The sequence below is a fragment of the Desulfoluna spongiiphila genome (genome assembly GCF_900101345.1).
GTDB classification, from domain to species: Bacteria; Desulfobacterota; Desulfobacteria; order Desulfobacterales; family Desulfolunaceae; genus Desulfoluna; species Desulfoluna spongiiphila.
Genome location: NZ_FMUX01000009.1, coordinates 192368 through 210553, shown reverse-complemented (window position 1 = coordinate 210553; position 18186 = coordinate 192368). Strand labels below are relative to the sequence as shown.

17 protein-coding genes are annotated in these 18186 nt (G+C 53.4%); 15 read left to right on the top strand and 2 right to left on the bottom strand.

The features are described from left to right. The first annotated feature begins 11 nt into the window (after positions 1–11). The 11 genes from BLQ12_RS13790 to BLQ12_RS13745 are packed head-to-tail and all read left to right on the top strand — an operon-like array spanning position 12 to position 8140. Complete coding sequence (locus BLQ12_RS13790; RefSeq protein WP_092211243.1) at positions 12–272, top strand: putative phage tail assembly chaperone; 261 nt, start codon at positions 12–14, stop codon at positions 270–272. A gap of 41 nt (positions 273–313) precedes the next feature. Further along, positions 314–460 carry a DUF6890 family protein gene (locus tag BLQ12_RS27470; RefSeq protein ID WP_175469783.1) on the top strand — a complete coding sequence of 49 codons (147 nt, stop codon included), beginning with the start codon at positions 314–316 and terminating at the stop codon, positions 458–460. A 3-nt stretch (positions 461–463) separates the two neighbouring features. After that, a complete protein-coding gene (locus BLQ12_RS13785; protein ID WP_092211242.1) occupies positions 464–2389 on the top strand; it encodes a phage tail tape measure protein in 1926 nt (641 codons plus the stop codon). After that, entirely contained in the window at positions 2390–2713 is a 324-nt protein-coding gene (locus tag BLQ12_RS13780) for a DUF2590 family protein (protein WP_092211241.1), read from the top strand. Further along, a complete protein-coding gene (locus tag BLQ12_RS13775) occupies positions 2713–3885 on the top strand; it encodes a baseplate J/gp47 family protein (protein ID WP_092211240.1) in 1173 nt (390 codons plus the stop codon). The genes BLQ12_RS13780 and BLQ12_RS13775 overlap by 1 nt, the downstream gene beginning before the upstream one ends. Continuing rightward, positions 3885–4427, top strand: a complete 543-nt coding sequence (locus tag BLQ12_RS13770) for a phage tail protein (protein WP_092211239.1) — start codon at positions 3885–3887, stop codon at positions 4425–4427. The genes BLQ12_RS13775 and BLQ12_RS13770 overlap by 1 nt, the downstream gene beginning before the upstream one ends. Next, positions 4424–5509 (top strand): phage tail-collar fiber domain-containing protein, encoded by a 1086-nt coding sequence (locus BLQ12_RS13765; RefSeq protein ID WP_175469781.1) that lies wholly within the window; start codon positions 4424–4426, stop codon positions 5507–5509. Before BLQ12_RS13770 ends, BLQ12_RS13765 begins: the two co-directional genes overlap by 4 nt. Then, positions 5509–6069, top strand: coding sequence for a tail fiber assembly protein (locus BLQ12_RS13760; protein WP_092211237.1), 561 nt, complete (start codon positions 5509–5511; stop codon positions 6067–6069). Before BLQ12_RS13765 ends, BLQ12_RS13760 begins: the two co-directional genes overlap by 1 nt. 48 nt (positions 6070–6117) lie before the next feature. Beyond that, complete coding sequence (locus BLQ12_RS13755) at positions 6118–6597, top strand: baseplate complex protein (RefSeq protein ID WP_092211236.1); 480 nt, start codon at positions 6118–6120, stop codon at positions 6595–6597. Then, the gene (locus BLQ12_RS13750) at positions 6594–7289 is read left to right on the top strand and encodes a hypothetical protein (RefSeq protein ID WP_092211235.1); all 696 of its coding nucleotides are present in this window, start codon (positions 6594–6596) and stop codon (positions 7287–7289) included. The genes BLQ12_RS13755 and BLQ12_RS13750 overlap by 4 nt, the downstream gene beginning before the upstream one ends. After that, complete coding sequence (locus BLQ12_RS13745; protein ID WP_092211234.1) at positions 7265–8140, top strand: hypothetical protein; 876 nt, start codon at positions 7265–7267, stop codon at positions 8138–8140. The genes BLQ12_RS13750 and BLQ12_RS13745 overlap by 25 nt, the downstream gene beginning before the upstream one ends. A 720-nt stretch (positions 8141–8860) precedes the next feature. Here BLQ12_RS13745 and BLQ12_RS13740 read toward each other — a convergent pair. Beyond that, positions 8861–10003 (bottom strand): acyltransferase family protein, encoded by a 1143-nt coding sequence (locus tag BLQ12_RS13740; RefSeq protein ID WP_092211233.1) that lies wholly within the window; start codon positions 10001–10003, stop codon positions 8861–8863. Positions 10004–11184: 1181 nt separating this feature from the next. Between BLQ12_RS13740 and BLQ12_RS27465 the strand changes: the two genes are divergently transcribed. Then, a complete protein-coding gene (locus BLQ12_RS27465; RefSeq protein ID WP_175469779.1) occupies positions 11185–11358 on the top strand; it encodes a hypothetical protein in 174 nt (57 codons plus the stop codon). A 402-nt stretch (positions 11359–11760) separates the two neighbouring features. Further along, positions 11761–12300, top strand: a complete 540-nt coding sequence (locus tag BLQ12_RS13735; RefSeq protein ID WP_139163983.1) for a hypothetical protein — start codon at positions 11761–11763, stop codon at positions 12298–12300. Positions 12301–12539: 239 nt separating this feature from the next. Here BLQ12_RS13735 and BLQ12_RS13730 read toward each other — a convergent pair whose 3' ends face one another. After that, positions 12540–12884, bottom strand: a complete 345-nt coding sequence (locus BLQ12_RS13730; RefSeq protein ID WP_092211231.1) for a C2 domain-containing protein — start codon at positions 12882–12884, stop codon at positions 12540–12542. 530 nt (positions 12885–13414) lie between these two features. On the opposite strand from BLQ12_RS13730, the gene BLQ12_RS13725 reads away from it, so the two are divergent. Together BLQ12_RS13725 and katG are read left to right on the top strand one after the other, a co-directional pair. Further along, positions 13415–14981 (top strand): IS3 family transposase gene (locus tag BLQ12_RS13725; protein WP_092211283.1). Its coding sequence is split into 2 segments (ribosomal slippage): positions 13415–13893 and positions 13892–14981, totalling 1569 coding nucleotides; the frame shifts between segments, so codons are not numbered across the junction. 832 nt (positions 14982–15813) lie between these two features. Then, positions 15814–18003 carry a catalase/peroxidase HPI gene (gene katG / locus BLQ12_RS13720; RefSeq protein WP_092211230.1) on the top strand — a complete coding sequence of 730 codons (2190 nt, stop codon included), beginning with the start codon at positions 15814–15816 and terminating at the stop codon, positions 18001–18003. The last annotated feature ends 183 nt before the right edge of the window (positions 18004–18186 follow it).

The following is an 18186-nucleotide window of genomic DNA, read 5'->3' as shown; positions in this document are numbered from 1 at the left end:
GAGAACGACCCATGAGCAAAAAAATTACCCTGACCATCGACGGCACCGCCATTGATTTCGACGTCACCCCCGCCCACCATGAGCGCCTGATCAACGAGATGCAGCCCAACGAAAAGGTGGAGCCCACCCATAACTTCTTGGTGCGCTGTGTCGCCCCCGAGAGCAAAGAGGCCCTGAAGCCCTTCCTGGAGAACCCCACCCACGTGATGGCCATCGGCACCCACCTGATCAACAAGGTGGTGCCCGCCATCGAGGTGGCGGTGGGGGAGTAGAACGGATTGCCGCCGGGATAGAGAACTCCGCTCTGTCCCAGATGACGGCCTTCTCCCACAAGTGGTTCCCGGGGCGTGAGGTGACGCCCAGGGCCATGGGGGAGGCGCTCTTCCTGGAAAAGGACTATTGGGAAAAACAGCGAATGGCCACTGCCGCAGGCGTGGCCATGGCGTTCAACGGAAGGTGATGCATGGCAAGCCAGCTTCAAAAACTGATGTTCACCATCGACCTGATGGACAAGGTGACCGGCCCGGCGGGAAAAATCAAAAATTCCCTGGAAGGGGTGACGGACACCTTCAGCAAGGTGGCGGGCGGGGCCGCCGGGGTGGCCGCAGCCGGCTACGCGGTGTCGGCCCTGACCGCGCCGGCCAATGAGTTCAACATGGCCATCGGCGAGGTGCGAAGCCTGGACGTTGCCCAGGACTCCCTGGACATGCTGGCGGACAAGGCCATCGCTTTCTCCGTGAAGTACGGGGAATCGGCAAAGGACTTTGTGTCGTCGTCTTACGACATCCAGTCGGCCATTGCCGGGCTCTCCGGAGAGGAGCTTTCCTCCTTCACCAACGCTTCCAACATCCTTGCCAAGGGGACGAAATCCGACGCCGCAACCATCACCGATTACATGGGCACCATGTACGGGATCTTCGCCGACTCCGCCAACGCCATGGGCAAGGCGGACTGGGTGGAGCAGCTCACCGGGCAGACGGCCACGGCGGTGCAGATGTTCAAGACCACGGGTTCAAAAATGGCAGATGGATTTAGCGGGCTGGGGGCCGCCGCAACCACCATGGGCGTCTCGTTAAATGAGCAGATGGCCATCATGGGTAACCTGCAAGCCACCATGTCCGGCGGGGAGTCTGCTACGAAATACGCCGCTTTTATCGGCGGAGCTGTCCAAGCGCAGGAAAAGTTGGGGCTCTCCTTTTTCAACTCCGCAGGCAAGATGCGACCCATGACCACCATCCTCGAATCGCTTCAAGGAAAGATCGGTGACTTAGGCACGGACGCTCAGTTTGCCATCTTAAAAGACGCCTTTGGGTCGGAGCAGGCCGTGGACTTGATCAACCTGCTGATGCCCAAAGTGGAAAAACTCGGGGGCGATATTTCGGCCCTGGGTAAGGTGAAGGGCATGGAAAAAGCCATGACCATGGCCGATGCCATGGTGGATCCCTTTCAACGGTTGAGCCAGGGGACTCAGGCCCTTCGCATCGGCCTGGGCCAGGCCCTGTTGCCCGTGCTGATCCCCGTGGTGGAGACCATGGCCCAAGGGGCGGGGACCATGTATCGGTGGACCCAGGAGCACCCGATCTTTACCCGGGTTATCGGTATTGCGGCGATAGGTGTGACGGCTCTTTCTGCGGCTGTGGCAGCCTTTGTCGTTGTTGGCGGTGTGGCCACCATGGCGACCAGGGGCTACTCGAATGCGACGACCATCGCGACCTGGACCAAAAAGCTATTTACCAAAGAGTCGGTGATAGGGCGTATCGCGATGTTCGGCTGGACCATTGCAACCAAAACCGGCGCTTTGGTGATGGGGCTTTTTACCAAGCAGTCCATCCTCGGCAAGGCCGCCATGCTGGGGTGGAATGTCATTACCAAGGTCGCCGCCGGCGGGATGGCCCTCTGGAATGCGGTGATGGGAACAGGGACCGTGTCCATGTTTGGATTGAACGCCGCCATGTGGGCAAACCCGGTGCTGCTGATTGTCGGGGGCGTCGTGCTTCTCACCGGGGCCATTGCCGCCGCCATCTACTACTGGGACGACCTGAAGGCCGCCTTCATGGACTCATCCTGGGGCAAGGCCATCATGGGGGGCATCGATTGGGTGATGGGGGGCTTTGCCAAGCTGGGGGATGCCTGGGATTGGGTGAAAGGAAAATTCTCCTGGATACCCGGGGTGGGGGACGAGCCCGTGGCCGAAGCGCCGAAGACGTCGCCTTCCCTGGAGGCGCCCAGGCAGGCGGCGGTGCCGGCGGGGGGCGTGTCTCAATCCATTGCCACGGCCGTCTCCAGCACCAGCACAACCTCGTCTCAGACCGTGCATGTGGGGAAGATCGTCACATCCAGGCCCATCAACGCACAGGAGGTCACCAGCCAGCTGGTGATGGCATCGTAAATGGCAATGTATCTTGACCTGTTGATTGAAGACGACGACCTGGTTTTGGACGCCGGGGGCAACCCGGTCACCATCACGGACCGGGACGTCATCGCCCAGGACCTGGTCCACATGATCCGGGAAGAGGGCTTTTTACCGCCTCTGGTGGGCAACCGCAACCGGGGGCTGGTGGATCGCACCAAGATGATGATCACCCTGGCCGTGGATAACGATGTGCGCATCGTGCCGGGCTCCGCCGCCATCGATGAGGTGAAACCCGGGGAATTCTATCTGAGGGCCGAGACCATGGACTTTGGCCCCATCGGCTTTTCACTGGAGGTGTGATGACGGACGTATACGAGCAGATGCTGGTGGACGCGGGGATCCCCGTCTCCCAGGAGGCCATGGAAACCGAGTGGCGGGCCATCAACGCCGAGGAGGAGGTGGGTATCGCCAACGACTCGGAGTGGGCCCCCTTCTGGCGGCTGATCACGGCCATCGCCACCAAACCGGCCATGTGGCTGGTGCAGCTCCTGGCAACCCAGGTGCTTCCCAACTTCTTCCTGAAGGACGCCACCGGGGCCTGGCTGGAGCTGCTGGCCTGGGCCGTGGACCTGGAGAGAAAAAAAGCCGCGACCACCCGGGGTTTTCTCCTTTTTACCCGGGAGGCCGCGGACGGGGAGGTGACGGTGGAGGCCGGGATCCTGGTGGCCACGCCGCCCATCAACAAGAAAATCTACCGGGTGCGCACCACGCAAGAGGTGATCATCGCAGACGGGGTGATCTCGGCCCAGGTGCCGGTGGAGGCGGAGATCCCCGGCACGGCCCACAACCTTGGGCCGGGGTATTTCACCGTGCTGCCGGAGCCTGTCTCCGGGATTGCCTCCGTCACCAACGAAGCGGAGTGGATCACCATCGCCGGGGCCGATGCCGAGTCCGACGACTCTCTCCGGCTGCGGTGCCGCAATCAGTTCTCCGCCGTGGGCCAGTACCACCACGACGCCGCATACCGGGCGGATATCTCCCTGTTTGCCGGTATCCAGCCCGACTTCGTCTGGTTCGAACACGACGCCCCCAGGGGCCCGGGGAGCGCCAACGCCTTCGTGATGATCGACTCCGGCCAGCCGTCCCAGTCCTTTGTGGACGGCATCAACACCTACATCCGGGACCAGGGCCACCACGGCCATGGGGACGATATGCTGTGCTTCCCCATGCCGGAGAAACCCGGGGAATTGGTGGTGACCGTGTACCACGACGGGGTTCTCTCCGGAGAGAGAATCGCCGCCCTGAATCAGGCCGTGTCGGACCGGGTGCGGTTCGCCTTTCGCGAGAACCAGGATTTTTCCAAAATTACCCGGACCATGCCCTTTTCCCGGTTCTCCTTTTCCACCCTGGCCTATGAGCTCCACCAGCAGCTTCCGGACCTCAAATCCGTCTCTTTCAGCCTGGGGGACATCGTGAGCGCCATGGAGATCCCCACGATCTCCTCCCTCACCATCAACACGGAGGTGGCCTGATGACCGAGCTACCCGCCTTTGACCTGCCTGTCTGGATGAACAAGGGCCAGGTGGCCAAGCTGGCCGCCGCCGCCCACCGCTGGTTCACCCGCCTGGGCGAGTGGGCCCTCTGGCCCCTGAAGCAACTGGACCCCATGACCTGCCGTGAGGCCGTGCTGGAGCTCATCGCCTGGCAACGCGACATCACCCGCTTCAAGGGCGAGCCCCTGGACCTCTTCCGCCTGCGCGTCCGATACGCCTACGCCAACGCCCGGGACGCCGGAAGCGTGGAGGGCTTTAAACAGATTTTCGAGCGCCTGGGCGTGGGCTACGTGGAGCTGGAAGAGCGCATGCCGGGCCGCGACTGGGACGTGGTGGCCATCCGCCTTTCCGACAACCAGCTGGCCCAAAACGAAAGCCTTCTTTCAACCCTGATCCAACACTACGGCAGAACCTGCCGTCGCTACGAATGGAAGATCATCACCACCATCCCCATGGAGATCCAGGTGGTGGAATTTTCGAACGATCACCTGACCGAAACAGCCATATTGGAGGAACCATGAGCAGTGCAATCACCGCCCTGGGCCAGACACGCATCAACCAGCTACGGGGCGAGGAGAACCCCCTCGTCATCGATCGCATGGTGCTTGCCCTGGTCCCCGGCCTGGACCCATCCCAACCCGTGGACCGCAACCAGCAGATGCCAGACCCGGCCCACGTGGTTCATACCTATCAGATCCCGGCGGAGTTCAAGGGCTACGTGAATCCGGACCAGGTGGTTTACTCCATGATCCTGGGCTCCGATGTGGGGGATTTTTCGTTTAACTGGATCGGGACGGTGGAGGCCGTCACGGGGAATGTGATCTCTGTGACCACAACACCGGAGACGCCCAAGCGAAAAACGGATCTGGCGAGTAATACCACGGGCAATAATATTACCCGCAACGTGATGATGCAGTTTCAGGATGCGCAGGCACTCACTGGTGTGAGTATTTCGGCGGAGACGTGGCAGTTTGATTATCGGGCTGATCTGGAGGCTCTTAAAAAAAAGGTTGTGGAGAAGGACGACCAGGGGAATGTGGCCATTGCAGGCAACGTAAGTATTGGGGATACGAGGGTGTCATTCCACGAGCCGGGAGACGATATCAATTTGTCATACGTGCCCACGAATGCCGAGATGACCCGGCGCAGGATGCTGGAGCGCAACGGTGCCAGTTTGTTGCGGGCCGATTACCCGGAGCTTTTCGAGAAAATATCGACCATGTACGGAGCGATCGATGGAGATCATTTCAGTTTGCCGGATGACCGGGGCCTTTTTGAGCGTATTTGGGATCATGGGGCTGGTATTGACCCTGATACAGCAGGTAGGACAGATAGAGGTGATGGCACAAAAGGAGATAATGTCGGTACAGGTCAAGGTGCTATATTCGAAGACCATCGACATTATATCACCAATAGTCTTGGGTCAGGTGGAACAAACAGTGGGATGGTCTATGGTGCTGGAGCTGTAGCCAATTTAGGTGTGCTCACAGTCGGCAATGGAAATATCGGTCAACCATGGTTTGCAGGGTCAGTATGGGGGACATCGGGCGGATCAGAAACCAGGCCTATAAATAGATATAAGTGGGGAGGTATTTTTTACTAATGGTTATACTATACAATGCCCACCACATGACAGGTGAATATTTACAAGGACGGAATTCTGCAGCCAGGCAAAATCCAATGTGGAGACCGGAAACTCATAATACCGATGAATGCTGGTTGTACAATCCGCAGACGTCATCCCTGCAACCGCCTCCTGAAACAGGCGATCATGAAGTAGCGGTCCTGGAAAATGGCTTGTGGGTTGTAAAACCAGATCACCGCAAAGAGGTCTATTTTGACACGGCGACACAAACGCGTCATGAAATCAATGATATCGGAATTGAGCTAGATCCTGCATGGACGGAAAAGGAACCGCTGTCGAACTCCAAATGGAACGGGACGGATTGGGCGGTTGATTTTGCTTTGTGGCTGGAGAGTGTGGTGAGACCCCAGCGGGATTCAAAACTGACCGCATGTGATTACAGGATGATGCCGGACTTTCCAATGGATGCTGAAAAAAAAACAGAGTGGGAATTCTATCGGCAGGCGCTGCGCGATCTGCCGAGCCAGCTGGCCGAAGTGGTCAATCCAATCCCCTGGCCATTGGCACCGGCGCAATAGCGATAGGGATTACGTGGCTGAACCATATTGTAAAAAGGTGTTTGGATTATGATGCAACTGGATGATTTCAAAGTGCCGGGTAAGAACCTGGTGGTGAAGGGGAACCTGGAGTTTCGCACGGAGGATATCGCCGGCGAGACATCGGGGACCGATGCTGTGGAGAAGGGGACAAAGCCCAAGATCCTGCGGGTGTCGCTTCAGATCCCCTTTACCCAGGCCGCGGACCTGGGGGGATTGATTCAGACCGCCGAGACCATAAACAAAGAGGGCGCCCGGAAGGTTTGGACCATCACGCACCCCACGGCCAATGCCGTGGGGATCCGCCAGGTGCAGTTTGCCGAGCATGTGAACTGGGAGGAGGCAGGGGGGCTTCAGATGTGGAAAGTCTCCTTTACCCTTCGGGAGTGCAAGAGCAACCCGGAGCGGGTGGAGGTGCGCAAGCCGGTTAAGCTTCAGTCCTCATGGAGGAACGGGCGCGGGGCGGATTCTTTTGATGCTGTTTTGGAAAACGCGGAGGCCTTGACGTGAAGCTGGAAAAGATAGTGATGGTGGCCGGGGAACCGGTGCCCCTGGTTCGGGAGCACGTGAGCCTGGATATCTCCACGCCGGGCCGGGCCGACTTCACGGTGATCAGCGACAAGCCCCTTTCAGGCATCGTGGAGATGGCCATGGGCGATGCCCGGAAGGACCCGGTGGCGTTTTTCACCGGGTTTGTGGTTCGAAGCCACACGGTGGACGCCAGGCAGCAGCGCCTTTTTTGCCGGGAGCTCTCGGCGGTGTTGTGGGGCTCCTTGCCCGTGTCGATCCGGAACGCCTCCTTGCGGGACGTGCTGGGCGTCTACGCCCGGAAAACCGGGCTCTCCTTCGTGGTTCCGGAGGCGGCTTATGCGGACACCCCGTGCCCTGCTTTCCAGACCATCGCCAACGGCATCCATGGCCTGGATTCCATGGGCGCTGTGTTTGCCATTCCCAACTACATCTGGCAGCAGCAGGGCGATGGCCAGGTCTTCGTGGGCGCCTGGGAGGACAGCCGGTGGGCGAACAAGCCCTTCACCGTGCCGGAGACCTTCTTCCAGGACGTCCAGCTGGACGGTACCAAGACCCTTCAAGCCGTCCCCGGCCTGCGGCCCGGGGTGCAGATGAACGGGCAGTACATCACAAGCCTGCAACTCAAAGAACACTTTATGGTGGTGACATGCGCGAAGCGATTAGACGCATAGTGCTCCGGATGTTCCCGGAGCTCTCCGGAGGCTATCACCTGGACCGGTACGCCCGGGTGGTGAAGATCTCCGACCCGCCCGTGGCCGGGGCGACCTGTGATCGGTTCCGGCCCTACTGGGCGGCGGACATCGAGATCCTGACCCCCGAGGGCGAGCCCGCCCCGAACTTCCCCCGATTCGAAGCCGTGCCCCTTCCTGTGCCGGCAGCAGGGCCCGACGCCGGGCTTTTTCTTTGGCCCCGTCCCGGAACCATCGTCACCGTGCGGTGGGTCGAGGGCCGCCCCGATCACCCGGTGATCCAGCACGTCTACACCATGGGGATCTCCATGCCAGGGGTGCCGGATGGCTCCGGACTCTGGCAACAGCGCCTGGGTGTTCACCAGCTCCACGATGCCGCAGGCAACTGGGAGCGGAAAACAGACCAGGACATCCTGGACGCCGCCCGGAACATCGAGGAGGTGGCCACGGCCCTGCGCAAGCTTCAGGCCCAGACCGTGGACGATACCGCAAGCGGGCCCCGCACCGAATCATCCGGGGAGAAGACGGTCACCGTCTCCGGCACCCATGCCGAGACCGTGGGCGGATCCTCCACCGAAACCGTCACCGGCCCCAAGGCCATCAATGCCGCCGCCGTGACCCTGGCCGCCCCGGCCATCACCATCGGGGCCCCGGGTGGTGTCTCTCTCCTGCCCACCCTGACCAGCGCCCTGGGCGCCATCAAGGATGCCTTGGCCGCCCTGGCCAGCCACACCCACCCCGGGGTGGGCCAGTCTTCTGCAGCCGGCACGGTGGCAGCCAAGGCCACCACCGTGGGCGTTGCAAAATCCGACATCGACTCCATCCAGGGCTAAAACGCAAACCGGCGGCTGACTCAGCCGCCGACACCACTCCTTCCACCACACCCCGAATCCGTGATCCCCCAATAACAACGGGCTTCTCAGCCCACGGCACAGGCAAAATCCCTGTGCCGTTTTTTTAGCGCCGGCGGGAAACTGCCCAAAGCCCCGTCATCCGGGAAAAATCCCAGACCCGGGAAAAATTTCACTCCTCCACACCTCACCTGCGACAGTTTTGGAGCGTTTTTTTGCAATTAAGGGGTGGGTGCAACAGGTGTGGTAAAGCCTTTTGATACTGGGGTTCCGATGGTTTTGGCGGGTTGCACAGTTTGCAAGGGTTTGCAGTCGATGGCGAACAGATGGCGGGGGAGTGGTGACGGGCGAAATGAAGGAAAGTCTATGAACCCAGACACCACTAAGCTCTTTTACGGAGACGATTCCGGGGGTTGCATAAAAACCGTTATCAAAGAGGAAGCTTGCGATTCAGTTTTGAACGGTTAATAATCCATACCCCCCCCCAGTTTTACTGTGGGGGGTGCCTGTTGCCCAATCCGAGTTTAGCAACATAGTAGGTTTTTTGCTTGCGATAGGTTCTTGTAATTTTTCATTAGAACGTCCTTCCTAAGCTGTCCCTTCAGAGCCCTTGGAAAGAAAGTTTACATTGCTTGATCAGCAGAGCTTATGGGGATTGCACCAGCAGAGATGGTGGTTAAATATAATTATACAATAATTTTATCATGCGTTCCCACGGTGTTGCGCTGTTCTCATACTGTGTCGAACTATGTAACTTAATTTTTGTACGTTCCTAATTAAATGCTCTCCAAGTGCTCTGTATTTCTTTTGCTGTGTTTCAGTGAAGTGATAAGACAAACGAGCAAATAGTAAACATACAGTAGATAATATGAGCCCCGATACCCATTGATTGGAAGTACAATTGAACGATTTGACCATTACTGAATAATAAAAAAATATAATTGGAAGATGAAAAGCATACAATGAATAACTAAATTCCGCCATAAACCGATTGAATTTACAGATATATCTTTTTCCAATGCTTTCAATATCAAAAATCAATATTGCGCCCAAATATGTAGCCAATGTAAAGTCTCTCCAGAACTCGTTTAATTGAAATACATTTTTATAAACAACAAAATGGTTTAAAATCAAAAAACCAGCCAGGAACAGTGTTAGATTTAAATAAGATATTTTTATATTAATTTTTTTAGATATATAAAATGCAAACACACCAATTAACCATATAAAATAGTAGCTGGTCATTTTAAATCCAACCGCCAATAAAATACCAGACACACATAAAAAAAACTGTTTGTTGTTTTTAAATATATCATGCCTAAATGATATCAATCCGAACAAAATGTAATAAACAAACTCGTACCCAATAGACCATAAAGCCGGGTTTGTCCCCATTTGAATTCTAAATCCCTGAATTCCTTGTAAACATATAAGATTTGCGAACAATCTTATTCCCCAACGATCCTGAGGGACATATTCAGGGTTCAAATAATCGGGGCTATATTTTGCGCCTATAAAATCAAGAAGCAAGGTAAACAATATTGCAATCAATAAAACCGAGTAAATCCTTGACCATCTATCTAAAAAGTAATCTTTTATATTATAACTCTTTGTGGCTTTCTTTACAGAGACAGAATAAGCTACAAGATATCCGCTTAATACAAAAAAAATCATTACAGCAGAATGTGCATGAGATGCGATATAAGTATAGATGCTTGAAATGCCTTCCTGATTGTCAGGATGTAGAAGCCTTTTAAACATGCAACAGTGGCCAATGACAACAACCAGGGCAGAAATCCATCTTAAAAAATTAAAAAAATCAGACTTACCATGAGAGAGTTCCATTATATATCCTTCAGGTCAGTAACTAATATTTCACAATTGAGAAGTGCGATATATAAGGCATTCTATCATTGATTTCAAGCGTAGAAATTATTAATAATTAATTGTTACTCGACATGGTATATTAACTATAGCAGCGATCTCAGGCGTTTATATATTATTTGTTATGTATGGTTGGCCTTAGCTCAAATTGTAAATATATGGCTATATTATGGTGGTTTGATGCCTTTGAAATATTGGTGCGGTCGCCATATTCAAGTTTTATGCAGTAATTTTTTTCGTTAGAAATATCATAGGCCCTACATAAAGTTATTGATGGCGTCGTATTCTGTCCGATATTTAAATTTATGCATCACTCTGAATATAAAGGATTTTGAAGAGATATCTATATCGGGTGTGCTTCGGTTTAATTGGTAGAATGGAGAAAACAAAAAAATGCGACCTGTACGGGTTCGCAATTACAGAGCAGCATGTAAGGGTTCGGGCAAAAAATAATTGTGAAATTAAATGCTGTCGGACAATCAATGCTGATGCCTATCCGCATGTTGTTCATGACGCTTGTTCCTCTACTGCCTTGCGGCACATGTATGGTCAGTTAATAAACAAGCGAGGGGTGGGGGTGTTGGTATTGAGAGGTGGGTTGACTATCTGTTGATAAGATAGTCATGGTTGGTTCGTCAGTGCAGAGATGACTCCGTTTCGATTCTCACAGCTTTCACAGTTATGGGGGATGCTCACATCCTCAAGATCCTTGTTCGGAACCAGGGGAATTCATGACCCAAAAACCTGCAGATATGCCACGAGGAAAGGCAGGTCATAAACCTTTTCGCCCATTTCTTTGGGCTCTTTTTTTTACAGTTTTATTACAGTTGGGTACAACTACCTGATAATACAACTTTGTTAAAGAGACTTAAAATCCCTCGGACGTAAGTCTGTACGAGTTCGATTCTCGTTCCGGGTACCATAAAAAGAATTATGTTTTTAAGGTTTTATGAAGGGCCTCTCGATCAAGTCGAGAGGCCCTTTTTTTGCCTAAATGGTCTGGGGTGGGACTCAAAATGTTTGTCATACAGCCTTTTCCGTACAGCTCCCGTATAGTTTCGGGGGGCTGTGGATTTGGGCAAGCAGGCCTTCGCCCTGTATAGCAAGGCCATAACCCTTTTAGACATGAGGAGAGATGAGTGATGCAGCAGATGATTGAGCACGGCGATGTGATTAAGGACCGGGCATTTCAGGGTGACCATCTCGGCACCTTGAGGCTGGGCGTATGTGGCCAGGCGGCCATGGTCATCCTGGCCGGAGGGCATCATGGCAGTTCAGAAGGCGGTGGCGGTGGCTCAGCTTCAGGCCGTGGGTAATAACGTAAAATAGGCCCCTTGGAGTTTGGGTCATAAGGGATAGAGGAGCATATGGAAATTGTATGGAGTGTACTGACACGGGCGATGGCGCAACTGTAGACCATGCCCCGCAATCTCAAAGAGGGGCGGTCGTTTATTATTATCTCCCCGTCAGATTTGAATGAGAGGCTTGCCAAATAGTAAAAGGTAATTTGTGTTTATGAAAGTATACTATCCCCGGCAATTGCCGGGGCTTTTTCGTTTTGACTCAATTCTTGTTGATGAAAAGTTAAGATTATGCATATGGTGCTTTGTTGAGTGTGGTTTGGCAGGGCAAGGAATGTGGATTCCTAAGGAACTTGTTGGGTTCTGTGTCCTTATTGCTACGGTTGTTGAGGTTGTGAATTGTTTTAAAAGGAGGGAATGATGGGCGCACTGGTGTTGAAGAAATTTCACCTGAACAATGAGGCTAAAAACGGCGAAGATTGCTTGCATGTTATCGGTCGTCAGGGTGGTGTTGTGGCCTTCTTGTTATCTTTGATGAAGATTGATCCTACCACTGAAATCAAATGCAATGACGAAAGGGTTGAAGTCACTCAGTCCAGTTTCTTCGGAAGGCAAACCATCAACATTCCATTGGTTGCTATGACCGGAGTGATCGGAGGCTTTCAAAAGCCCAAGGCATTATTTTTTGCCATCATTGCTGTTTTGTTCGGTGGCGTTTCTTTGTCTGTGGAAGCTGGTGCGGGTGCGGCCATTGCCTCACTGGTTATTGCTGCAGTACTTGCCGCAATATACGTGCTGAAGCAAGAGATGGCGCTGAATGTCCAGAACGGCGGCGACACCTTATGGGGATTGTCGTTTAAGCGCAGTGTTATCGAAAATGTTACCGTTGATATCGATAAGGTAAATGAAGCCGTTTATTTGATAAACAAAAACGTTTTGGCATCCAGTAAAAGTTAACAGAATAAAGGTGTTGGGGTCAGGCCTTACGTTCGCCGGATGTGTCGGTCAGATTCCCCCTTTTTGTACATCGTAATAAGTGTTGAATTAGCAAAAACCCCGTTGCCTTTGAAGGCAGCGGGGTTTTTTATTTCATTATCCAACCTGTTGTATGGCCGGTCCCATGCCCTTTCAAAAATTCATTCAGTCTGCCGAAATAGGTGAAGGAGAACCGCACGACGGTACCACCAAGAGATCTGTTATAGTTTCTCAAAGTACAGTACGTATTCATCATTTTCATCGGGGTTTACCAGGGCACATTGTCCTGAATGGGAATCGGCATAAATCATTGCAGACCCGAGGAGGTCGTTGGATGAGTTTGCGTCCCACTCCCACAGGTCAACTCTCAGCTTATCTTTTACGTCATAGACAAGGTTTATGGCTTTTGTGTCGCCTTGTTCAATGTTTTCACCGTGTGAGCCGCCCCAGACTTTCTTTTTTAATTTGCCATTGTCGACCTGAACATTCAGGTAGACATCGTCATCTGATTGTCCTGAACCGCTGGTTTGCTTACATTCAAGGCGAGTTAACTTGAATAGAGACATAGTGATTCTCCTTGTTTGAAATTCCGGGTTCAAAAATATGACGTCGTCGTAACCCAATCGGGTACCACCCCCCTTATGTTTTGAAGGTCTGTTACGCTCAGGACCAGACGGATCGCCGTCGGCCTGGCTTGAAATGCACTGTTTGCCGATAAGCTTTTAATTTCTTGGTGATAAACACAGGTATATAATCGATGGCGGGGGATTCCAGGCTGTGCAAATAGAATGAGTATCGGAATGAAATATCGCCACACAGTGTGATGCAGGCAGGGAAGGAACGAACACAATTTGGCTTATCCATAAAGGGTCATATCAGTATGCTTATCATTAAAAAATTAGATTAATTTAAATTGAAAATCAATACAATTCGTCATTCAAATCGTCCTTTGCATTAGCCCGGATATTTCACGAATCGAGTGCACCCATCTTCTGCGTTATCAGAGCTTTGAGGTAAACCACTACCCCCCTGTGTCAGGATAGTTGTCACCTCTGAGTTGTCACCAAATTGATTTTTGGGGGTGTTGAAGGTTGACATGCAATATTCACAAATGTTCAAAGACAAAATGATCCGAAGGATGACCGGAACGAACGCTATCTCGGCTGGCGCATTATCACGTGAGGTCGATGTTGCCCAAAGCACACTCTCAAAATGGCTTAGAGAAGCTGTAAATAGCTCAAAGAACAAAGGGATAAAATTGGAAACTCCCCCTCGCAAAAAACGTCGTCCACAGGACTTGAGCCCAGAAGAAAAATTCAAGCTTATTGTTGAAGCCGAGAAGCTCGATCCCGAGGAACTCGGGGCTTTTCTGCGGAAAAAAGGCCTGCATGAAACCCATCTCGAGCAGTGGCGTATACAGATGCTTGAGTCTTTTCATAAGGGTCCTTCCAAGCCCTCAAAAATGAAGATCAAGACCGGAGATGCCAAAAAAATCAAGGCTCTTGAAAAAGAGCTGAGGCGAAAAGACAAAGCCCTTGCCGAAACAGCCGCTTTGTTGGTTCTTAAAAAAAAGTCCATCAAATTTGGGGGGACGAGGACGACAGCATAACCAAGAAGAACGACGACTAATTCTGGCCTTGATCAATGAGGCTGTGGCCAATGGTGCCCGGCTTAAAAGAGCGGCAAAAACCATTGGTCTCAGCGCCCGAACCCTTATCCGATGGAAGCATCAAGGTGGCGGTGACGATCATCGCAACGGCCCGATGCGGGAACCAGCGAACAAGCTCACCCTCCAAGAAAAGCGACAAATCATAGATGTTGCAACAAGCAAGGATTTTAGTGATCTGTCGCCCAAGCAGATCGTTCCCTTATTAGCTGATCGAGGAAAATATATCGCCTCTGAGACCACATTTTACAGGGTCCTCAGAGAACACGATATGGTCCATCATCGTGAACCATCAAAACCTGCGAACCAGGTACGTCCCAAGGAATTTGTGGCGACTGGCCCATGCCAAGTCTGGAGCTGGGATATCACGTATATGCCGTCTCAGACCCGCGGAATGTTCTTTTATCTTTACATGGTTATTGATGTTTGGAGTCGTAAAATTATTACCGCACGTGTCCATGAAAGTGAAAGCATGGAGCTTAGTGCACGCCTCATCCGCCAAAGTTGTATGGCCTATGGGATCCAACCAGATACCTTGGTACTCCATTCAGACAACGGCGGCCCGATGAAGGGAATAACAATGCTGGCCACATTACAGCAACTTGGCGTTATGCCATCATTCTCAAGGCCCGGTGTCAGCGATGACAATCCGTACTCTGAATCGCTGTTTCGGACGATGAAATATCGCCCCGGCTATCCTGTAAAGCCCTTTGAATCGCTGGAACATGCACAAAAATGGGTAGACGATTTTACGGCGTGGTATAACACGGAGCACCTTCACAGTGCCATTCGTTATGTCACCCCCGATGACCGTCATTATGGCCGCCAAGAGGCGATCCTTGCCGCACGAAACGAGGTCTACTTGAAGGCTAAAAACAGAACGCCAGAAAGGTGGCCTATCAAGACACGTAACTGGGAACCTATCGGTGAGGTTAAGCTCAACCCTGCAAAAGCCAAAAAACCGCTCGAAAAGGGCTGTGACAAGCTCGCTGCTTAAATGTCATTTTGGGTGACAACTATCTTGACACCTACCGCTACATCTGCAGCTCTGATGACTTGAGTCTGGGTGCACTCGGCTCGCCCGAAGGGTGAAGAAACCGAGTATAAAATGGTGAATTACATTTTGTATTTTTGAAACGATTAAAACTTGTCTCAGTAATATTCTGTAATGACATTGTTATTGTTGTGGTCTGATTGTTTTCTCATGACATATCCGGGTTAGAGCGTTTCGTCTGTGGGTTGATGCAATGCTGCTGAGGCACGATGGTTCGGAACGTTTGAGAACACGGGGCGGAGGGGATGGCAACGGCAGGAGCTTATTACCCGGCCTTTTCTTCTCTCTTAAAATGATTTATCACCAGATATCAATATGATACTATGCCTTCATGGCTGCGTGGCGTGTGCCCGGTGAAAAGGCGTATGCCCGTCCTCTCAGGCCCATGGGTATCCGTTGCCCCTTACAGCCATACCATTCATGGTTATACCGTGTGATCGCCTCCGGTTCACTCGGGCATGCTTACCATATTTTTTTCGCACTAAAAAACGCTTCCCGCTTACTGCGCTCCCGCTGAGGAGGCGAGGCCTCCTGAATCTCTTCTACCCCTCATCCACTGGGATGCACACGTTATGGATCGACAACAGTCGGCATGGACCGCAAGAACTGTTCGCCTAACTTCTGAGAAGGTTGAATTTATGACGCTCTGTTGAATGAAGCGTAGCGTAAAAATAGATGGCCATCGACGCTTCGACTGTTTTTTCCAAATGATAATGCGGGATGTGTCAACCACCCAATATATGTTTGCAACCAACAGCCCGAAAGGAGAAGGCCCATGAGCGAAGCCAGCAAGTGCCCGGTGACGGGTAAAACAGGCAGCCCCGCTGCAGGCAGAGGTACGTCCAACAAGGATTGGTGGCCCAATCAGCTGAACCTGAAAATGCTTCATCAAAACTCTCACATGGTCAACCCCATGGGCGAAGCGTTCAACTACGCCGAGGCGTTTAAGGCACTGGACCTTCCGGCCGTGAAGAAGGATCTGTACGCCCTGATGACCGACTCCAAGCCGTGGTGGCCCGCGGATTACGGCCATTATGGCGGGCTTTTCATCCGCATGGCCTGGCACAGTGCAGGCACCTACCGGACAGGTGACGGCCGTGGCGGAGCAGGAACCGGCAATCAGCGCCTGGCACCGGTGAACAGCTGGCCGGACAACGTGAATCTGGACAAGGCCCGGCGTTTGCTCTGGCCTGTCAAGCAGAAGTACGGCAGTAAGATTTCCTGGGCGGACCTCATGATTCTTGCTGGGAACTGCGCACTTGAGTCCATGGGGTTCAAGACCTTCGGTTTCGGCGGAGGGCGCGAGGATGTGTGGGAGCCTGAGGAGGACATTTACTGGGGGACCGAGACCGAGTGGCTCGGCGATACCCGCTACAGCGGTGAGCGGGATTTGGATAACCCCCTTGCCGCCGTGCAGATGGGCTTGATCTACGTCAATCCCGAAGGGCCCAACGGGGAGCCCAACGCGGTGGCCTCCGGCCATGACGTGCGCGAGACCTTTGCGCGCATGGCCATGAACGATGAGGAGACCGTCGCCCTTGTGGCGGGCGGTCACACCTTCGGTAAGTGCCACGGCGCGGGCAGCCCGACCCATGTGGGGCCGGAACCCGAGGGCGCGGACATCGAAGAACAGGGCCTCGGCTGGAAGAGCCGGTTCAAGAGCGGGCACGGTGACGACACCATCAGCAGTGGCATTGAGGGTGCGTGGACCCCAAAACCGACCCAGTGGGATATGGGGTATTTCGACATGCTTTTCGGGTATGACTGGAATCTGGTCAAAAGCCCTGCCGGTGCCTGGCAGTGGGTCCCGGCCAATCCCGATGAAGAGGACCTGGCCCCAGCAGCCCATGATGCCTCGAAGCGTGTGACGACCATCATGACAACAGCCGACCTTTCCCTTCGCATGGACCCTGTCTATGAGCCCATTGCCCGGCGGTTCCACAAGGATCCGGATGCCTTTGCCGACGCCTTTGCCAGGGCCTGGTTCAAGTTGACACACCGGGATATGGGGCCCCGTTCCCGCTATCTGGGGGCGGAGGTCCCTGCAGAGGAGCTCATCTGGCAAGACCCGGTACCCCACGCGGATCATGAGATCATGGACGCCCGGGATATTGAGGCCCTCAAAGGAAAGATTCTTGCCTCGGGCCTGTCGGTCTCCGAATTGGTGGCAACCGCCTGGGCCTCTGCGTCTACGTTTCGAGGTTCTGACAAACGCGGAGGGGCCAACGGTGCCCGGATTCGCCTGGCACCGCAAAAGGATTGGGCGGTCAACGAGCCCATTCAGCTGAGACGCGTGCTGCAAGCCCTTGAAGGCATACAACAAGGGTTTGCCCAGTCTGGAGGTAAGACGGTTTCCCTGGCTGATATCATTGTGCTGGGGGGCTGCGTCGGTATCGAGGAGGCGGCCCGGAAGGCCGGTCACGATATCACCGTTCCCTTTTCCCCGGGACGAACCGACGCCTCACAGGAGCAAACCGATGTGGCTTCGTTTTCGGTGCTCGAACCCACATCGGACGGATTCCGCAACTATCTAAAAGGCAGGTTCTCCGTACGGTCGGAAGAATTGCTGGTGGATCGGGCCCAACTGCTTACGCTCACCGCTCCTGAAATGACGGTGCTCATGGGCGGCCTCAGGGTGCTGGGGGCCAACGTGGACAAATCCCGGCACGGCGTTCTTACCAATCGCCCGGAGGTTCTTACCAACGATTTTTTCGTAAACCTTTTGGACATGGGGATCGAGTGGAAGCCAACCTCCGAAGACGCCGATGTGTTCGAGGGGGTTGATCGGGCAAGCGGTGATCTCAAGTGGATCGGTACCCGCGTGGACCTCGTCTTCGGCTCCAACTCCCAGCTTCGTGCCATTTCCGAGGTTTACGGGTGCGGGGACTCCCAGGAGAGGTTTCTGAACGATTTTGTTGCGGCGTGGGACAAGGTCATGAATTTGGATCGGTTTGATCTTGTCTGAGTGTTAGGGCCCAGTCTTAAAATAAATGCACAGCTCAGCCATGAATGCTGCAGCGCTTTACCCCGAGAAGTGAGGGGGAAAGAGCTGCGGCAGACAGCTTTTAAGGTTGCTCAGGTTCAGGTGGGTAGCAGCCGTTGCCGCACACAGGAAAGGCGTTGCCTGATGGTCATTTTTCTCTTCATT